Origin of the sequence: Dyella sp. (genome assembly GCF_051954575.1) — a bacterium.
Taxonomy (GTDB): domain Bacteria; phylum Pseudomonadota; class Gammaproteobacteria; order Xanthomonadales; family Rhodanobacteraceae; genus Dyella_B.
In genome coordinates this window covers 1-14,621 of the sequence record NZ_JBQCHP010000116.1, presented here as the reverse complement: position 1 = coordinate 14,621, position 14,621 = coordinate 1, and the positions used below count along the sequence as shown (strand labels likewise).

Annotated in this window: 17 protein-coding genes; 6 read left to right on the top strand and 11 right to left on the bottom strand. The window is 61.8% G+C overall.

What is annotated here, in order from left to right:
* Positions 1 to 251: 251 nt before the first annotated feature.
* Positions 252 to 1,157 (bottom strand): LysR family transcriptional regulator, encoded by a 906-nt coding sequence (locus tag ACTHNE_RS15470; protein ID WP_440269724.1) that lies wholly within the window; start codon positions 1,155 to 1,157, stop codon positions 252 to 254.
* A gap of 155 nt (positions 1,158 to 1,312) precedes the next feature.
* On the opposite strand from ACTHNE_RS15470, the gene speB reads away from it, so the two are divergent.
* The 4 genes from speB to gabT are packed head-to-tail and all read left to right on the top strand — an operon-like array spanning position 1,313 to position 5,865.
* Entirely contained in the window at positions 1,313 to 2,266 is a 954-nt protein-coding gene (speB, locus tag ACTHNE_RS15465; protein WP_440269723.1) for an agmatinase, read from the top strand.
* A 25-nt stretch (positions 2,267 to 2,291) separates the two neighbouring features.
* Positions 2,292 to 3,749: a purine-cytosine permease family protein gene (locus tag ACTHNE_RS15460; RefSeq protein WP_440269722.1), complete on the top strand. Its 1,458-nt coding sequence runs from the start codon at positions 2,292 to 2,294 to the stop codon at positions 3,747 to 3,749.
* Positions 3,746 to 4,525, top strand: coding sequence for a carbon-nitrogen hydrolase family protein (locus ACTHNE_RS15455; protein WP_440269721.1), 780 nt, complete (start codon positions 3,746 to 3,748; stop codon positions 4,523 to 4,525). Before ACTHNE_RS15460 ends, ACTHNE_RS15455 begins: the two co-directional genes overlap by 4 nt.
* Positions 4,526 to 4,551: 26 nt before the next feature.
* Positions 4,552 to 5,865, top strand: a complete 1,314-nt coding sequence (gene gabT / locus ACTHNE_RS15450) for a 4-aminobutyrate--2-oxoglutarate transaminase (RefSeq protein WP_324945828.1) — start codon at positions 4,552 to 4,554, stop codon at positions 5,863 to 5,865.
* Between the two features lie 3 nt (positions 5,866 to 5,868).
* On the opposite strand, the gene ACTHNE_RS15445 is transcribed toward gabT, so the two are convergent.
* Positions 5,869 to 6,654, bottom strand: a complete 786-nt coding sequence (locus ACTHNE_RS15445) for a tRNA threonylcarbamoyladenosine dehydratase (protein WP_324945831.1) — start codon at positions 6,652 to 6,654, stop codon at positions 5,869 to 5,871.
* Positions 6,655 to 6,795: 141 nt separating this feature from the next.
* Between ACTHNE_RS15445 and ACTHNE_RS15440 the strand changes: the two genes are divergently transcribed.
* Positions 6,796 to 7,185 (top strand): cytochrome c, encoded by a 390-nt coding sequence (locus ACTHNE_RS15440; protein ID WP_440269720.1) that lies wholly within the window; start codon positions 6,796 to 6,798, stop codon positions 7,183 to 7,185.
* A 105-nt stretch (positions 7,186 to 7,290) separates the two neighbouring features.
* Here the strand turns inward: ACTHNE_RS15440 and ACTHNE_RS15435 are convergent, their stop codons facing one another.
* The 8 genes from ACTHNE_RS15435 to ACTHNE_RS15400 form a co-directional block, all read right to left on the bottom strand.
* Positions 7,291 to 8,898: a glycosyltransferase family 39 protein gene (locus tag ACTHNE_RS15435; RefSeq protein WP_324945837.1), complete on the bottom strand. Its 1,608-nt coding sequence runs from the start codon at positions 8,896 to 8,898 to the stop codon at positions 7,291 to 7,293.
* Between the two features lie 178 nt (positions 8,899 to 9,076).
* On the bottom strand, positions 9,077 to 9,379 hold the full coding sequence (locus ACTHNE_RS15430; protein ID WP_324945840.1) for a DUF962 domain-containing protein: 303 nt from the start codon (positions 9,377 to 9,379) through the stop codon (positions 9,077 to 9,079).
* 68 nt (positions 9,380 to 9,447) lie between these two features.
* Entirely contained in the window at positions 9,448 to 10,323 is an 876-nt protein-coding gene (locus ACTHNE_RS15425; protein WP_324945843.1) for a pirin family protein, read from the bottom strand.
* 15 nt (positions 10,324 to 10,338) lie between these two features.
* A complete protein-coding gene (locus tag ACTHNE_RS15420) occupies positions 10,339 to 11,397 on the bottom strand; it encodes an NADH:flavin oxidoreductase/NADH oxidase (protein ID WP_324945846.1) in 1,059 nt (352 codons plus the stop codon).
* Positions 11,398 to 11,452: 55 nt separating this feature from the next.
* Positions 11,453 to 12,286 (bottom strand): alpha/beta hydrolase family protein, encoded by an 834-nt coding sequence (locus ACTHNE_RS15415; protein WP_440269719.1) that lies wholly within the window; start codon positions 12,284 to 12,286, stop codon positions 11,453 to 11,455.
* A 131-nt stretch (positions 12,287 to 12,417) separates the two neighbouring features.
* Positions 12,418 to 12,636: a cold-shock protein gene (locus ACTHNE_RS15410; RefSeq protein ID WP_324945852.1), complete on the bottom strand. Its 219-nt coding sequence runs from the start codon at positions 12,634 to 12,636 to the stop codon at positions 12,418 to 12,420.
* Between the two features lie 256 nt (positions 12,637 to 12,892).
* Positions 12,893 to 13,132 carry a cold-shock protein gene (locus tag ACTHNE_RS15405; RefSeq protein WP_324945855.1) on the bottom strand — a complete coding sequence of 80 codons (240 nt, stop codon included), beginning with the start codon at positions 13,130 to 13,132 and terminating at the stop codon, positions 12,893 to 12,895.
* Between the two features lie 290 nt (positions 13,133 to 13,422).
* Positions 13,423 to 13,632, bottom strand: a complete 210-nt coding sequence (locus ACTHNE_RS15400; protein WP_311838998.1) for a cold-shock protein — start codon at positions 13,630 to 13,632, stop codon at positions 13,423 to 13,425.
* Positions 13,633 to 13,967: 335 nt separating this feature from the next.
* Here ACTHNE_RS15400 and ACTHNE_RS15395 point away from each other — a divergent pair, with 335 nt between their 5' ends.
* Positions 13,968 to 14,312, top strand: a complete 345-nt coding sequence (locus tag ACTHNE_RS15395) for a hypothetical protein (RefSeq protein ID WP_324945863.1) — start codon at positions 13,968 to 13,970, stop codon at positions 14,310 to 14,312.
* A 2-nt stretch (positions 14,313 to 14,314) separates the two neighbouring features.
* Here ACTHNE_RS15395 and ACTHNE_RS15390 read toward each other — a convergent pair.
* Positions 14,315 to 14,621 (bottom strand): DNA glycosylase AlkZ-like family protein (locus ACTHNE_RS15390; RefSeq protein WP_440269718.1); only part of this gene is annotated, 307 nt, incomplete at its 5' end.

The following is a 14,621-nucleotide window of genomic DNA, read 5'->3' as shown; positions in this document are numbered from 1 at the left end:
CGCACACGATCCTGCGAGAATGCTGCAGGTGGACATCGAACCGCTTGGCTATCTCATGCATCCTGGACGACAGGATGTTCCACACCTTATCCGGGCTGAACCAACCTGACCCGGTTTCGATGCATCGTGACGATGACGATCACCGACAGAAACGCGTCACAGTGCAGCATGCGAAAAGGCAGCGCAGTGTAGTAGCTGTTATCGCGAAAACTACGTAAAGAACCGCGCATCATGTTGGACATGAATCACATTCATCCCTCCTGCGGATACGCATGCAGCAGATCCTCCAGAAAAGCCGCCGTCATATCCTCGGGCAACGTCCGCTTGCGCCTTACCACATGGAAAGGAACGTCATAATAGAAAACGGAAGGATCAAGCGGCGACAGCAAGCCCATCGCGAGGTAAGGCGCCGCAACGTGCTCTGGCAAATAGCCAAGATGCCGGCCGGACAGAATCAATACGGCGGTCGCTTCCATATTATCGGTGACTGCCTTCACGTTGGATGGTGGCAGCAACGAACCTGCCTCGGGCAAGGGATAACTGCGCCAGGTCCATTCATGTCCGGCCAAATCGTCCGGCGTCACACGACCTGCGCGGTCGAACAAAGGGTGCCCGCGCCCGCAATACGCCAGCTGGCGCTCGGTGAACAGTGGCGTGTATTCAAGCGTGGCGAGTCGATGCCAGAAGTACCCTATCGCAAGCTGCAATCGGCCACTGAGCAGTTGCGCCTCCAGTTCATCGGGCGAGTGGACGAACAACGCAAATTGCACCGCCTCGTCCCGCTGGCGGAACCGCGCGATGGCTTGTGCAATACGCACGTTTCTTTCCACGGAAACATGCCCGATCAAACCGATCTGCAATGTGCCGACCAGCTTGCGGTCCAGGTTGCGCGCCTGCACGCCAAACTCGTTCACAGCGGCAAGCAGATCGCGCGCCAAGGGCACAAAGCGTTCACCTTTGGGTGACAACCGAAAACCGCCGCGCCCGCGCTTGCACAAACGAAAGCCCAGCCGCGTTTCCAGCGTGGCGAGCTGGCTGCTCAAAGTGGATTGGCCGACATTGAGTCGCGCCTGTGCGGCCGACAAACCACCGGCATCCACAATCGTGATGAAGACGCGGATCAGGCGCAGATCCAGATCGGACAGGCTGGCCAGCATGGCTCAACTCCTTTTGATACATCGCTTTTCATCAATGTAAGTGCATTGCATGGGTGATGGAAGCGGCGACGGCGCCCGCCTAGGATCGGAGGCACGTGCTAGCGATGAATGGAGTCCACGCATGCAGTTCCCGATGGATAGGCAGGAGCGCAACGATGCATGAAAGCCTCTATCAGCCGCTCGGCGGCAACGAGATGCCACGGTTCGGCGGCATCGCCACCATGATGCGCTTGCCTGAAATCAGTGATCCGTCCCTGCTGGACGCGGGTTTCATCGGCGTTCCGCTCGACCAGGGCACTTCCAACCGTTCCGGCACGCGCTTCGGGCCACGTCAGATCCGTAGCGAATCGGTGTTGCTGCGGCCCTACAACATGGCCACGCGGGCGGCACCGTTCGATGCGCTGCGGGTGGCGGACCTCGGCGACGTTGCGATCAATCCGTACAACATGGCCGATGCCATCCTACGCATTGAACAAGCGTATTCCGACATCACTCGAGCCGGATGCCGGCCGATCACCCTGGGCGGGGACCATACCATCACCCTTCCCATCCTGCGCGCTCTGCGCAAACGGCACGGACCCATCGGTTTGATTCACATTGATGCGCACGCCGACGTCAACGACACCATGTTCGGCGAAAAAATCGCTCATGGCACGACGTTCCGCCGCGCGGTGGAAGAACGGCTGATCGATCCGAAGCGCGTCGCGCAGATCGGCCTGCGTGGCACCGGCTATACCGCGGAGGATTTCGATTGGTGCCGCGAGCGCGGCTTTCGGGTGGTACAGGCGGAGGAATGCTGGGGGCACTCGCTCGCACCTCTGATGGAGGAAGTACGCGAAAAAGTAAGTGGCGGGCCAGTGTATTTCACGCTAGACATCGATGGCATCGACCCGGCCTATGCACCAGGCACGGGTACGCCGGAAATCGCCGGGCTCACCGTGCCACAAACGCTGGAAGTGATCCGCGGCGCATGGGGCCTGGAACTGATCGGGGCTGACGTGGTGGAAGTTTCCCCTCCGTACGACCCGCACGGCACCACTGCCTTGCTCGCCGCCAATCTCGCCTACGAGCTCTTGTGCGTGATGCCCGGCGTGCCGCGCCGCGACTGAAACCGAACCAGCCAAGGATGCGCCTATGAATCGCTCCACCATCACGCAGGTCGAAAACCGTTCTATCGATTACGTGCCGGAAGGCGAACGGCACGCCAGACTCCGCAGTCAGGGCCCGTTCTGGTTCCTGGGCAACTTCCATTTCTTCACCATTTCCATCGGCTTCGTCGGGCCAGCCATGGGTTTGTCGGCAGCATGGACGGCGCTGGCCGGCACGCTCGGCATCATGTTCGGCACCATCTTCATGGCCTTCCATGGTTCTCAAGGGCCGCACATGGGGCTCCCACAGATGATCCAGTCGCGCGCGCAGTTCGGCTATCGCGGCGTGATCCTCGCGCTGCTGGCCACGCTGTTCGTGTTCGTGGGCTTCAACGTGGTGAACGTTACGCTCATCATGCAGGGCTTGAAGAGCGTGTTCGGTTTCGATCCGACGATCGTGGCGATCGTGTCGGTGGTGCTCGGCGCGCTGCTGTCGATCTATGGCCATGACTTGATGCACAAGGTCTTCAGCTGGACCTTGATGGCCACGCTACCGTTGTATGCCATCGTCACGGCGGCATTGATATTCGGCACCAGCCCTGCAATGGCGGTACCCGCCGAATCCATGCCGGGTTTCAACTGGATCGCCTTCTTCACCCAGTTCGCGATCGCCGCCGGCTACAACATTTCCTATGCACCCTACGTGTCGGATTATTCCCGTTATCTGCCCAGGCACACCTGCCCCAAAAAACTGATCGCCACCATTTTTGTCGGCGCTTCCCTATCGGGAGCATGGATGATCGGACTAGGTGCGTGGCTGGCGCAGCAGTTGCATGCCAGCGACGCGTTGGCCTCGCTGAACCAGGTGGGCAATATGCTGCTCCCCGGTTTCGGCAACGTGGTGGTAATCATTTCCGTTCTTGGTTTTCTGCCGATCATTTCGCTCAACACCTATAGCGCCATGCTCACCGTGCTGACCGGGGTGGATTCCGTGCGGCGTATCCGGCCGACGCGCCGCCATCGCATCATCGCCATCGCCACCATCAGCATGGTGCTGCTCGGGTGCACCTTGTCGATCAGGAGCGACGGCATCGCCTTACTGCATACCTTCCTGCTTCTTCTGCTGTATTTCCTGGTGCCGTGGACAGCGGTCAACCTGGTGGACTATTTCTTCGTGCGCAAGGGACGCTACGCCATTGCACATTTCTTCACGCCGCGCGGCATCTACGGTGCGTGGCAGATGCGCGGCATCGCCGCCTACCTGATCGGTTTCGTCGCGATGGTTCCGTTTTTCTATATCGTCGACAGTGGCGAGAATCAGGAAATCTTCGTCGGCTATTTCGCGCGCAAGCTCGAAGGCGTCGACATCGCCTGGCTGGTGGGGCTGGTAGTAGCCGGCGTCGTCTATCTGCTGCTTGCGCGGTCGCTCGATTTACGCGCGGAAGAGGAAGTCATCTGCACCGTCGAACGCAACGGTCATGATTTCCGTGGACGCCTGCCATGAGTGCGCTACATCTTCGACTGATCCAACCTACCCTGGCCGATGGCGATATCCCGGGCAACCTCGCCAAGGCATTGCGCGCCATTGCAGCGAGCGCTGGCAAGGTGGATCTGGTGGTATTTCCGGAAACGCACATCTGCGGTTTTCCCACGCCACAGAACATTGCGCAGCTTGCCGAGCGGGTGGACGGCCCATCGATCTGGGCCATTCGTACTGCAGCGCAGCGCGCTGGCGTGAGCGTGGCCATCGGTTTCGCGGAGAACGTCGAAGGTCGCTATTTCAACGCCGCGGTGCTGATCGATGCCAATGGCGAAGTACGCCTGCATTATCGGAAAAACTACTTGTACGATTCGGACCGCGGCGTGTTCGAGCCCGGTACCACGTTTCCAGTGTGCGAATGGCGCGGCATCCGGATTGGCCTGCTCATCTGCTTCGATATCGAATTTCCTGACCCTGTACGGCAACTGGCCCGCCAGGGCGCCGACCTGATCGTGTTGCTCGACGGGATGATGCATCCCTATGGCTACATGCATCGCAACGCCATTCCCGTGCGCGCCATGGACAACCAGTGCTACATCGCCATGGCCAATCGCGTAGGGCCTGGCGACCAGTACCGTTTCAGCGGAGAAAGCCACGTGGCCGATCCGTTCGGCAAAACCGTCGCGCTTGCCGATGCGTCGAACGAAACCGCCGTCGACGTGACGCTGGATATCGCCCAGGCCGCACACGCCCGCGCCGCCGCCGCGCAGCGAGTCGGCCACCGCATCGCCGACCACTGATTTCCCACCCAGATCGAGTTCGCCCCATGACCGATGCCATCCTCCACACGCGCAACCGTTCCGCCGACACGCCCTCCTTCAGCAACGCCAGCATCGACGCGCGTCGTATCGCGGCCACGCCCCGCGGCGTGGGCATCGGTTTTTCCATCTACGCCCAGCACGCCCGCAATGCCGAACTATGGGATGTCGAAGGCCGGCGCTACATCGACTTCGGCTCTGGCATCGCCGTGCTCAATGTCGGTCACCGCCATCCACGTGTGCTGCAAGCCGTCGAAGCGCAGTTGGAAAACTTCATGCATACGGCTTACCAGGTCGTGCCGTATGAAAGCGCCGTTGCGCTGGCCGAACGCCTGAACCGCCTGGCGCCGGGTGCGCACGCCAAGAAGACGGCGTTCTTCACCACCGGCGCCGAAGCCGTGGAGAACGCCGTCAAGATTGCGCGCTGCGCCACTGGCCGCCCAGGTATTGTTGCGTTGGGCGGTGGCTTCCATGGCCGCACCTTCATGGGCATGGCGCTCACCGGCAAGGTGCTGCCGTACAAGGCCGGATTCGGCCCGTTCCCAGGCAGCGTCTTCCACGTGCCGGCGCCGATCCCCCTGCATGGCGTGAGCGTGGCCGATTCGCTGCGCGCTATCGAGCACCTGTTCAAGGCGGATATCGATCCCAGGCAGGTCGCCGCGTTCATTCTGGAACCCGTGCAAGGCGAAGGCGGCTTCCATGTCGCGCCGCCCGATTTCATGCGTGCCCTACGGGCACTGTGCGACCAGCACGGCATCCTGTTGATCGCCGATGAAATCCAGACCGGCTTCGCGCGCACGGGCAAGCTGTTCGCGATGGAGCATTACGACGTGTTGCCCGACCTGATGACGGTGGCCAAGAGCCTTGCCGGTGGCATGCCGTTGTCGGGCGTGATCGGCCGCGCCGAACTCATGGATGCGCCCGCGCCCGGTGGCCTCGGGGGCACCTATGCGGGCAATCCGCTGGCGATCGCTGCCGCGCATGCCGTGCTCGATGTGATCGAGGAAGAACAGCTTTGCGCCCGCGCGGAGCGCCTGGGCCTGCGCCTGAAGCAGCAGTTGCAAAGCCTGCGCGAACACGTGCCGCAAATCGCGGATATTCGCGGACACGGCGCGATGGTGGCGGTGGAGTTCATGCAGGCCAACGGCCAGCCCGATCCGGCGTTCGCCAAGCAGGTGCAGCAGCGGGCCCAGGCAGCAGGCCTGCTGCTGTTGACCTGCGGCACCTATGGCAACGTAATCCGCTTCCTGTTTCCGCTGACCATCGAAGACGGCGTGCTGGAAGAAGGGCTCGCCATCCTCGCACAGGCCTTGCGCGGGTGACGCTCAGTCGGCGGCGAGCAATTTCTCCATCACCTTGCCCACCGCCGCAAATGCAAACGCGCCAGTGACGTGGGTGGCCGCCCCGAGGCCGCCACCGCAAGCGAGATTCAGGGAATCGCCGCCAGGCGGACGTGTGCCGCACACCGTTCCATCCGGCTGCGGATACTGCACGTTCTGCAACGAATACACCGCTGACACGCCGAAGTAGCGATCCGGATTGCGCGGAAAGCCGAAATCCTGGCGGAGCTTCTTGCGGATCAGACTGAACATGGCGTCGTGCTCGGTGCGCGAGAGATCGCGCACGCGAATCTGCGTGGGATCCGTGCGCCCGCCGGCCGACCCCACCGTCACCACCGGCAGCTTGCGGCGGCGGCACCAGGCGATCGCTTCCAGTTTGACGCGGAAGGCATCGCAGGCGTCCAGCACCACGTCGTAGCCGCGGTCGAGCAATTCGTCCAATGTGGCGGGCGTGAGAAAACGTTCGATGGCTTCCAGCCGGATCGCCGGGTTGATCGCGTGCGCGCGCGCCGCGATCACGCCCACCTTGGGCTTGCCGTATTCGCCATCCAGCGCGTGCAACTGGCGATTGGTGTTGGACACGCACACTTCATCGGCGTCGATCAGGGTGAGCCGGCCCACGCCCGAACGTGCCAGCGCCTCGGCCGCCCAGGAACCGACGCCGCCGAGGCCGACCACGCAGACATGCTTGTGCGCCAGGCGTGCCACGCTGCCGGCGCCGTACAACCGCTCGACGCCTTCGAAACGCTCGGAGGGATACGCGCCGCTCATGGGCAGCCACCGGCCGCCGTTTCAGGGATGCAAAAAATCACGCTGCTACTTGGGATCGGAAAAAACGCCATCTTACCCGGCTTGAGGGTTCGCAAAGGGGTTGGGGTATGCTTCCTGCCCCCCGCTCCGGAAGGAACAGCAATGCGTGCAGCGCTTCTGATTGTGCTCGGTCTGGTCGTCGGCATCATCGGCACCGCATTCACCATGAATGCACTAAGCGAACGCAATCCGTTCCCACCGGCGTTGATGGTCACCATGGGCTTCCATCGCCAACAGCTGCAGCAGGCCGTAAAAGGACAACGCTGCGAAGCGGGCGCCAATCTCGACCAGTTGCAGCATATGCAAATGATCGCGGGGGATATCCCGGCCGCCTTCCCCAATACGCCGCAACCGTTCAACGATCTCGCCAAGCAGTTGCGCAGCAGTCTGCAATCGGCAGCGCAAGCCGCGCCGGCCGATTGCCCTGCCCTGGCTGCTGCGCTCAAACCGGTGGATGAAGCCTGCAAGCAGTGTCATCAGCAGTTTCGCTGATAGAAATGCCCTGATCGAGCGAGGACCGCCCCAACGTACTCGACTCGAACCAAAATTGCTGGGTCGCCACCCAGCCTACGTGGCGACTGGCGCCGCGGGCAATCCCTAATTCGGCTCGGCTTCGTCCGGCGCAGGAAACATCAGAATGGTGATTTCCTTGCCCTCGGGAATTTCCACGACGGGCGTACCGAGCGCGGCGATACGGTTCTTGAAGTCCGACAGCTCTTCGCGCTGCCCTAACGCTGAGCGGCCATTCACCGCCCATACGCGGCTACCCTGCCGCCAGCGCGCCAGCGCCTCGTCCAGTTGGGAAGTGACCAGTGCGGTGGACTCCAGCGGAAGCTCGTCCTTGGGATGCAGCACTGACAGCATGGTGGGCGCATTCGGGTCGGCAGTGAACACCGTGTCGCCCGGCCGTACGTTCGCCGCCAGCGTGGCCGCGGCCATGTCCCAACGCGGCTTGGTTTCCATCCGGTAAACCGGCCCCAGGTTCACCGCGCCCAGCAGCAACAACAGCGTTGCGGCCATCGTCCAGACCCGGCGCGGCAGCAGATCGGCGCCCAGGCCCACCAGCACAAAGAACGGTACCGCGCTCCATAGCACGTAGCGCGGCAACAGCATGGACTTGAACAACGACACGCTCAGAATGAACAGCGGCAGCACCAGCACGCTCAACAACAGTACGCGGCCTTCCAGCCTGGCGCGCATGCGGAACAACCCCGCGCATGCAGCCAGCGCCACCATGGCGCCAAGCAACGGCACCGCGGTATGCATGAGATCGAACTTGACCACCGCCACCATGCGCATCAGATAGACGCTACCGGCCACCACCCACATGTGCTGCCAGCTCATCTGCGGAATCCAGTCGAACTTCTGCAGCATCTGCCCGTCGCTGGTCGCGAAAACGGCTGCGTAGAAAGGCAGCGTGCAGGCGATGATCGCAATCGTGCTCAACACCCAATTGCGGCAGAAAGCCCGCGCACTCAGCGAGGTGCCCAGACTGCGCCAGATCAGCAGCATGGACAGATTGCACGCGATCAGCCACGGCAGCGCATCGCCAAGCACATCCAGTGCGGCAATCGTGCCGAACACGTACGCGACCCAGCCCACCCGTCCGGCCTCTGTTCTGCGCAGGTCGAGCGCCGCGCGTTCAGGCTGCTCTGCCAGCCGCAGCAGGCCCCACAGCGCCACCCCGATCAGCAAGGTCACCAACGTGTAGGAGCGCGCTTCCTGTCCATACTGCACCTGCAAGGGCGATAGCGCCATCAACAGACCCGCGACGATGCCTGCGCGGCGACTCGCGAGCCGGCTGGCGATAATGAACACCATGCCTGCCGACATCGCGCCGAACAGCGCCGAAGGAATTCTCAACCATGCATCACCGGTAAAGAACGACGACACCAGCCGCAACAGCAGGAAATAAGTCGGCATATGCCGGTTAGAGAAGCTGTCGGCAACCAGGCCGTTGAAGTCCAGATGAATACGCTTCAGCGTCAGTGCTTCGTCCAGCCACAGCGGTTGATGATCGATACGGAACAGTCGCGCCGCGAGCCCGAGCACCACGATCGCCAGCATCCATGCCATGTTGGCGTGCGCGTGGGTCCATGTGCTTTTGCGGGCCACCGATGCGCCGCCAAAGACGGCCTCGCCGTCAAGCGCATGACGTCGGTGCGACATGTCCGTACGTATCGCAGAAGTGACGATTTCGTTCATGCGCCGACAATCCCGCTATCGATCCTGGGCAGAGTGCCGGAAATGTAACGCGTGCCCCATGGATCGGTTGTCTGGCGCATATGACAGGTTGGTGCATATTCAGGCGAAAAGAATTGCGGCGGCACGCTTGCGCTAGCTTTTTACGCGGGAAAGCTAAGCCTGCGCTTAGCCAGTGCCATCAAATTTTCACCTTCCCGCGCAGCACGTCCCAATACATCACCCAATCCCCCATCAGGCTGTACAAGGGATGGCGGAAGGTGGCCGGCCGGTTTTTCTCGAATGCGAAGTGGCCGATCCACGCAAAGCCATAACCGGCCACCGGCGCCAGCCACAACCATGCCAGCCTGCCTGAGCCGAGTGCGAACAGCACGATCAGGAGCACCAGCGAGCTGCCGATGAAATGCAGGCGGCGGCAACGGCGATCGCGGTGCTCGTTGAGGTAATAGGGATAGAAGTCACGAAAGCTGGCGAATGCGGACACGACGGCTCTCCACAGTGCTCCATCGCGGCAGCGTAATGCCCCTGGTGCGCCGATGCATGTGCACCCCGTCACGCCGGCAGCGGAATGAATTCTTCCTCGTCGCCCGCGACTTTGCCGAAACGCTGCGCCAGCCAATCCGCCTTCGCCTGTTCGATACGCTCGCTCGAGCTGGAAACGAAGTTCCACCAAAGGTGCCGTTCACCGTCCAGCGGCGCACCGCCGAAGAACATCACCCGGCTGGCGGCGCGGGCTCGAACTACCGGCGCGAATGGCCCCGCCTGCACGGCCATCTGGGTGGACGACAGCGCCACCTCGCCCCAGCTCACTTCGCCCTCGACCACGTGCACGCCGCGTTCCGCATGCTCCTCTGGCAACGGTACTTCCGCGCCCGCTTCCAGGTGCGCTTCGATGAAGAACATCGGCGCGAACACTCTCACCGGCGAGGCGCTGCCGTAAGCGGTGCCGGCGATAAGTACCAGTTCCGCGCCGGGCTTGCGGATGCGCGGCAGGGTTTCGGCCGCGTGATGATGGAACTCGGGCGCCACTTCCTCGTACTCGCGCGGCAACGCTACCCACACTTGGATGCCATGCATGCGCTGCCCGCTTTTGCGCGCATCCGGTGGCGTGCGCTCCGAATGCGCAATGCCACGGCCGGCGGTCATCCAGTTCACCGCGCCCGGCATGATGTCGGCCAGGCTGCCTACGCTGTCGCGATGGCGAATGCTGCCTTCGAACAACCACGTGACGGTAGCCAGGCCGATATGCGGATGCGGGCGCACGTCCAGGCCTTTGCCGGGCGCGAAATCGGCCGGCCCCATATGGTCGTAGAACACGAACGGCCCAACATGGCGCGCCAGCAGCACCGGCAGCATGCGTCGTACGACGAAGCCATCGCCAAGATCGTGCAGGCGCGGGTTTTCGATCAAGCTGGGAGTGGCGTCCACCTATGCGGTTCCGTTTTACCAGGCACGCTGATATTGCACCGGGGGCGTAAGGCTTGCACCCAGTTCCTGCGCAGCGCGGCGCGGAAAGTAGGGATCGCGCAAGCTGGCGCGCGCAATCAGTACCACGTCCGCCGCACCGCCGGCGATGATGCCATCGGCCTGCGCCGGTTCGGTGATCAGGCCGACGGCGCCGGTGGCAATACCGGTTTCCTGTCGAATCCGCGCCGCAAACGGCACCTGGTAACCCGGGCCGAGAGGAATCTTTACGTGCGGCACCAGGCCGCCGCTGGACACGTCGACCAGATCCACGCCCAGTGCTGGCAGCTCGCCAGCCAGGCGCACGCTGTCGTCGATGCTCCAGCCATGATCGGCCCAGTCCGTCGCGGAGATGCGCAGCCACAGTGGCAGCTCGTCCGGCCATACCTCGCGCACCGCCACGATCACTTCGCGCAACAGGCGCGTGCGGTTTTCGAAACTGCCGCCGTAATCGTCGTCGCGCCGGTTGCTGAGCGGCGACAGGAACTGATGCAGCAAATAGCCATGCGCGCCGTGCAGCTCGATCAATTTGAAGCCCGCCTCCTTGGCGCGTATCGCGGCCGCACGGAAATTCTCAACCACCTTGCGGATGCCGTCGCCATTCAGCGCTTGCGGCACATGCCAGTCCTTGTCGAACGGAATCGCCGATGGCGCCACGGTCTGCCATGCACCCTGCTCAGGGGGCAGCGAACCACCGCCTTCCCACGGACGCCATGCGCTGGCCTTGCGCCCCGCATGCGCCAGCTGCATGCCGGGAACGGCCCCCTGTTCGGCGATGAATGCGGCGATGGATCGCCATGCATCGCGCTGGGCATCATTCCAGATGCCGGTGTCGTATGCGGAAATGCGCCCTTCCGGCGATACCGCGGTAGCTTCCGTTATCACCACGCCCGCACCGCCCGTCGCACGACTGCCCAGGTGCACCGAATGCCACGTATTGGGCACGCCATCCTGTGCGGAGTACTGGCACATCGGTGAGATCACGATGCGATTGCGCAGCGTCTGGCTTCGCTGGGTAAAAGGCTCGAACAGCTTCATGGAAGGAACCATCACAGCAAACGAAAGCGAGAACATGGCGGCGATCGAACCATGATCAAGTGCGGGCGGAAAAGCTTTCCATCCCTTGCGCCAGTTGTGCGGCGATGCAATCGGGCACTTTCATCCAGGTGAAATGATCCGCCGCCTGGCCCGCCAGTCGATCCGGCGCGACGACGTCAACCTGCCTGGCTGCATGCGGCATCTTCTTCAGCAACCAGTCCAATGAAGACGACGGCGCAAGCCAGTCGTCGCGCAGTCGCAATGCCAGCACCGGCAAGGACAAGGTCGCCAGCTGCTGTTCGAAATCCACGGCCATGCCACGTGCGGCGTAGCGTCCGGTACGCCCGCTGCGCGACCAGTCGGCGATCACACCGTGCGCCTCGTTGCCGCCAAATCCAAGCCGGCGTCCTGGCAGATAACCCAGCAATTTCGATAGGGGCGTCACCAGCGCAAGCGCAGCAAGGATCAGCGGCGCATGCACGAAAGTTCGCCAATAGGGCGCGCCGCTCGCCACTAGCGTGATGCCGGCAAGCTCATGGCGATGCAAGCTGGCATAGAGGCACGCCAGTTGCCCACCCAGGCTGTGGCCGCCGATCCATATCGTTGCATCCGGCCAGCGCGACCGGGCCTCCCGCATACCGGCAGCCAGATCCGCTTCGAGCAAGTCGCGATAGCGCCAGTCGCTATGCCGGCCGGCGCGGCAATTGCTGGAACCGATACCGCGCCATTCGTGCAACGCCACGGCCACGCCGTGTGCCGCGAACGCCTCGGCCAGCGGCAAGTAGTGCTTCGCAGGCACACCCATCGCCGGCAACCAATACATCACTCGCCTGGGGTCATCGGTCGGCTGCACGCAGATCAATTCGCTGCGCACATCGTGCGCCGCCATGACCGGCACAACGAACGTGGCGGTGGCATGCGTCGAAGAAGATGCAGGAAAGGCAGACATCGATAGCAGCTACCTCAAGATACAAAAAGGCCGGCATGTACGCCGGCCTTCAAATCGTTGAAGACGAAGGGTTATGCCTTGCTTACCTCATCGGCCTGCAACCCCTTTTGCCCCTGCACCACCTTGAACTCGACCTTCTCGCCTTCCTTCAGGCTCTTGAAACCATTGCCCTGGATGGCTCGGAAATGCACGAACACGTCTGGACCGTTCGCGCGGCTGATGAAGCCGAAACCCTTGGCATCGTTGAACCATTTCACCGTGCCCGTTTCGCGTGCTGATTGTTCCAACATGACTTACTCCGTTTTCAAGCATCGAACTTTGAGACCATTCGACCCGCCCGAGCCGACGGCTTACTGGGTTTGCCGAAAATACGGGTGGGCCATGCGGGCTAGACCGCAGTGCGGACGCGTCTCGTCGAGCAGACACAGTAAATACAGCTTAATCACTTCCGTGAAAGGAAATGTGATGAGAAATTCACGCGGCCACGGCGTAAAAAAAGCCGGGGGCAGCCCCGGCTTTTTGGTGATTAGCTGGGGGCCAATCGCGTTAGCGGCGTTGATGTCCGTTTCCGGCATCCTCCGCATCAACCTCCTCTGCCTGCAGGCCTTTCGGCCCATTCTTTACAACGAACGTCACCTTCTGGCCTTCCTTGAGCGATTTAAAACCGTTGCCCCGGATAGACTTGAAGTGCACGAACAGGTCACCGCTCTTCTCGCTGCTGATGAACCCGTATCCCTTGGCGTCGTTAAACCACTTGACTGTGCCCGCTGCACGTTCTTCCGACATGACTTACCCCATCCCGTTCAAGCGCTAACTAATGAAAACCGCTGCCCACCCGGGCAAACGGCCACCGGCACGCCGATATCCCAATCGCACGCTTCACCAATAATTGCTTGGCGAACACGCAGTTGCCGGCCAGCCAGTGGGCAAAGCATAGTGATTTTCGTGAATCGATATGTGATGGAAAATTCACGCGCCGAATCACATTCGTCCATTTGCGTTTCGATAATGCGCAAATAAAAAGCCGGGCATTTAGCCCGGCTTTTAAATCGATTTATATCGATTTAGATAGGCAATTAGGCCACTTGCACTTCATCGGCCTGCAGGCCCTTCTGGCCCTGCACTACCTTGAAGCTGACCTTCTGGCCTTCCTGCAGGCTCTTGAAGCCATTGCCCTGGATCGCGCGGAAATGCACGAAAACATCTGGGCCATTGTCGCGGCTGATGAAGCCGAAACCCTTGGCATCGTTGAACCATTTGACGGTACCGATCTGACGATCAGACATGTTGCTTACTCCAAACTCAAGTTTTCAATAGAGACTCGGCCCCGCAAGCGGAGCCTGCTTACTGGTGTGCAAAGGAAAACCCAAGGGGGTGAAGCGATGAGGCAGATCGTAATCGGGCGCATCGGGTCACGTGACTCTGGTGACCTGGCAAACACAGTGCGCGCATCATACCTGCAAACGAAGCGATAAAGCGAATGCACGTTCAGGAAGCAGTCTTTAATGCCCAACAGGTATGCTAAGCAGCATCCATTGTGATGGTTTCGTGATGACGCGCGATGAAACAAGATAATGCGGCAGGTTTCGTTCGTTGGCCTCATTTGACAAAGGCCATTTTCTTGACGTCGAACCTGCTGCTTTTCGGCTGCAGCCATTCGGTAAAAAAACCAGTTCCACCCGCGACTTCCGGCGCTTCGGCCACCACCGGCATCGCCGCCTGCGATACCTACCTGAACACCTATCTGGCTTGCCATCGCGCGGCCGGGACCTATCCGCCCGATGCGCTGCAAAGCCATTACCAGGCGATGCGCGACACGCTGCTGCAGGAAGCTGGCGATCCAGGCGTACGCCCATATCTGGCCAGCCGCTGCCAAGGCCTGTCCCAGCAGTTGCGCGACACCTTGCAAGGACGCCCCTGCGCGGCTACTGCCCAGGCTTCGGGCGGCACGGCCACGTCGCACTGACCTCAAGCGTGCCAGTGCGAACGTAGAACCGATGCCAGTTGCGCAGGACGACAGCGCCCTAGCCGCACCTTGGGCGTGCCATGCCAGACTGCAGTGGCGGCGATCGCTTGCGCCACTTCCACCAGCATGCGGTCGCTCGGCGCCATACCCTCTTCCAGAAACAAAGCCTTGACCTCGAACACGCCTTCGGCGCGATGCGCCTTGGCGTCGAGGCGTCCGATCAGGCGCCCGCGATACAGGATTGGCAGCACGTAATAACCGTAGCGCCGCTTGGCCGCCGGCACGTAGCACTCGATGGTGTAGTCGAAA

Bases quoted from the DNA above. Each gene is read 5' to 3' on its own strand.
- speB (WP_440269723.1), top strand. From the start codon at position 1,313: ATGCATGAAAGCCTCTATCAGCCGCTCGGCGGCAACGAGATGCCACGG.
- ACTHNE_RS15410 (WP_324945852.1), bottom strand. From the start codon at position 12,636: ATGTTGGAACAATCAGCACGCGAAACGGGCACGGTGAAATGGTTCAAC.
- ACTHNE_RS15420 (WP_324945846.1), bottom strand. From the start codon at position 11,397: ATGAAGCTGTTCGAGCCTTTTACCCAGCGAAGCCAGACGCTGCGCAAT.
- ACTHNE_RS15415 (WP_440269719.1), bottom strand. From the start codon at position 12,286: ATGGCGGCGCACGATGTGCGCAGCGAATTGATCTGCGTGCAGCCGACC.
- ACTHNE_RS15445 (WP_324945831.1), bottom strand. From the start codon at position 6,654: ATGAGCGGCGCGTATCCCTCCGAGCGTTTCGAAGGCGTCGAGCGGTTG.
- ACTHNE_RS15405 (WP_324945855.1), bottom strand. From the start codon at position 13,132: ATGTCGGAAGAACGTGCAGCGGGCACAGTCAAGTGGTTTAACGACGCC.
- ACTHNE_RS15460 (WP_440269722.1), top strand. From the start codon at position 2,292: ATGAATCGCTCCACCATCACGCAGGTCGAAAACCGTTCTATCGATTAC.
- ACTHNE_RS15400 (WP_311838998.1), bottom strand. From the start codon at position 13,632: ATGTCTGATCGTCAGATCGGTACCGTCAAATGGTTCAACGATGCCAAG.
- ACTHNE_RS15455 (WP_440269721.1), top strand. From the start codon at position 3,746: ATGAGTGCGCTACATCTTCGACTGATCCAACCTACCCTGGCCGATGGC.
- gabT (WP_324945828.1), top strand. From the start codon at position 4,552: ATGACCGATGCCATCCTCCACACGCGCAACCGTTCCGCCGACACGCCC.
- ACTHNE_RS15470 (WP_440269724.1), bottom strand. From the start codon at position 1,157: ATGCTGGCCAGCCTGTCCGATCTGGATCTGCGCCTGATCCGCGTCTTC.
- ACTHNE_RS15440 (WP_440269720.1), top strand. From the start codon at position 6,796: ATGCGTGCAGCGCTTCTGATTGTGCTCGGTCTGGTCGTCGGCATCATC.
- ACTHNE_RS15435 (WP_324945837.1), bottom strand. From the start codon at position 8,898: ATGAACGAAATCGTCACTTCTGCGATACGTACGGACATGTCGCACCGA.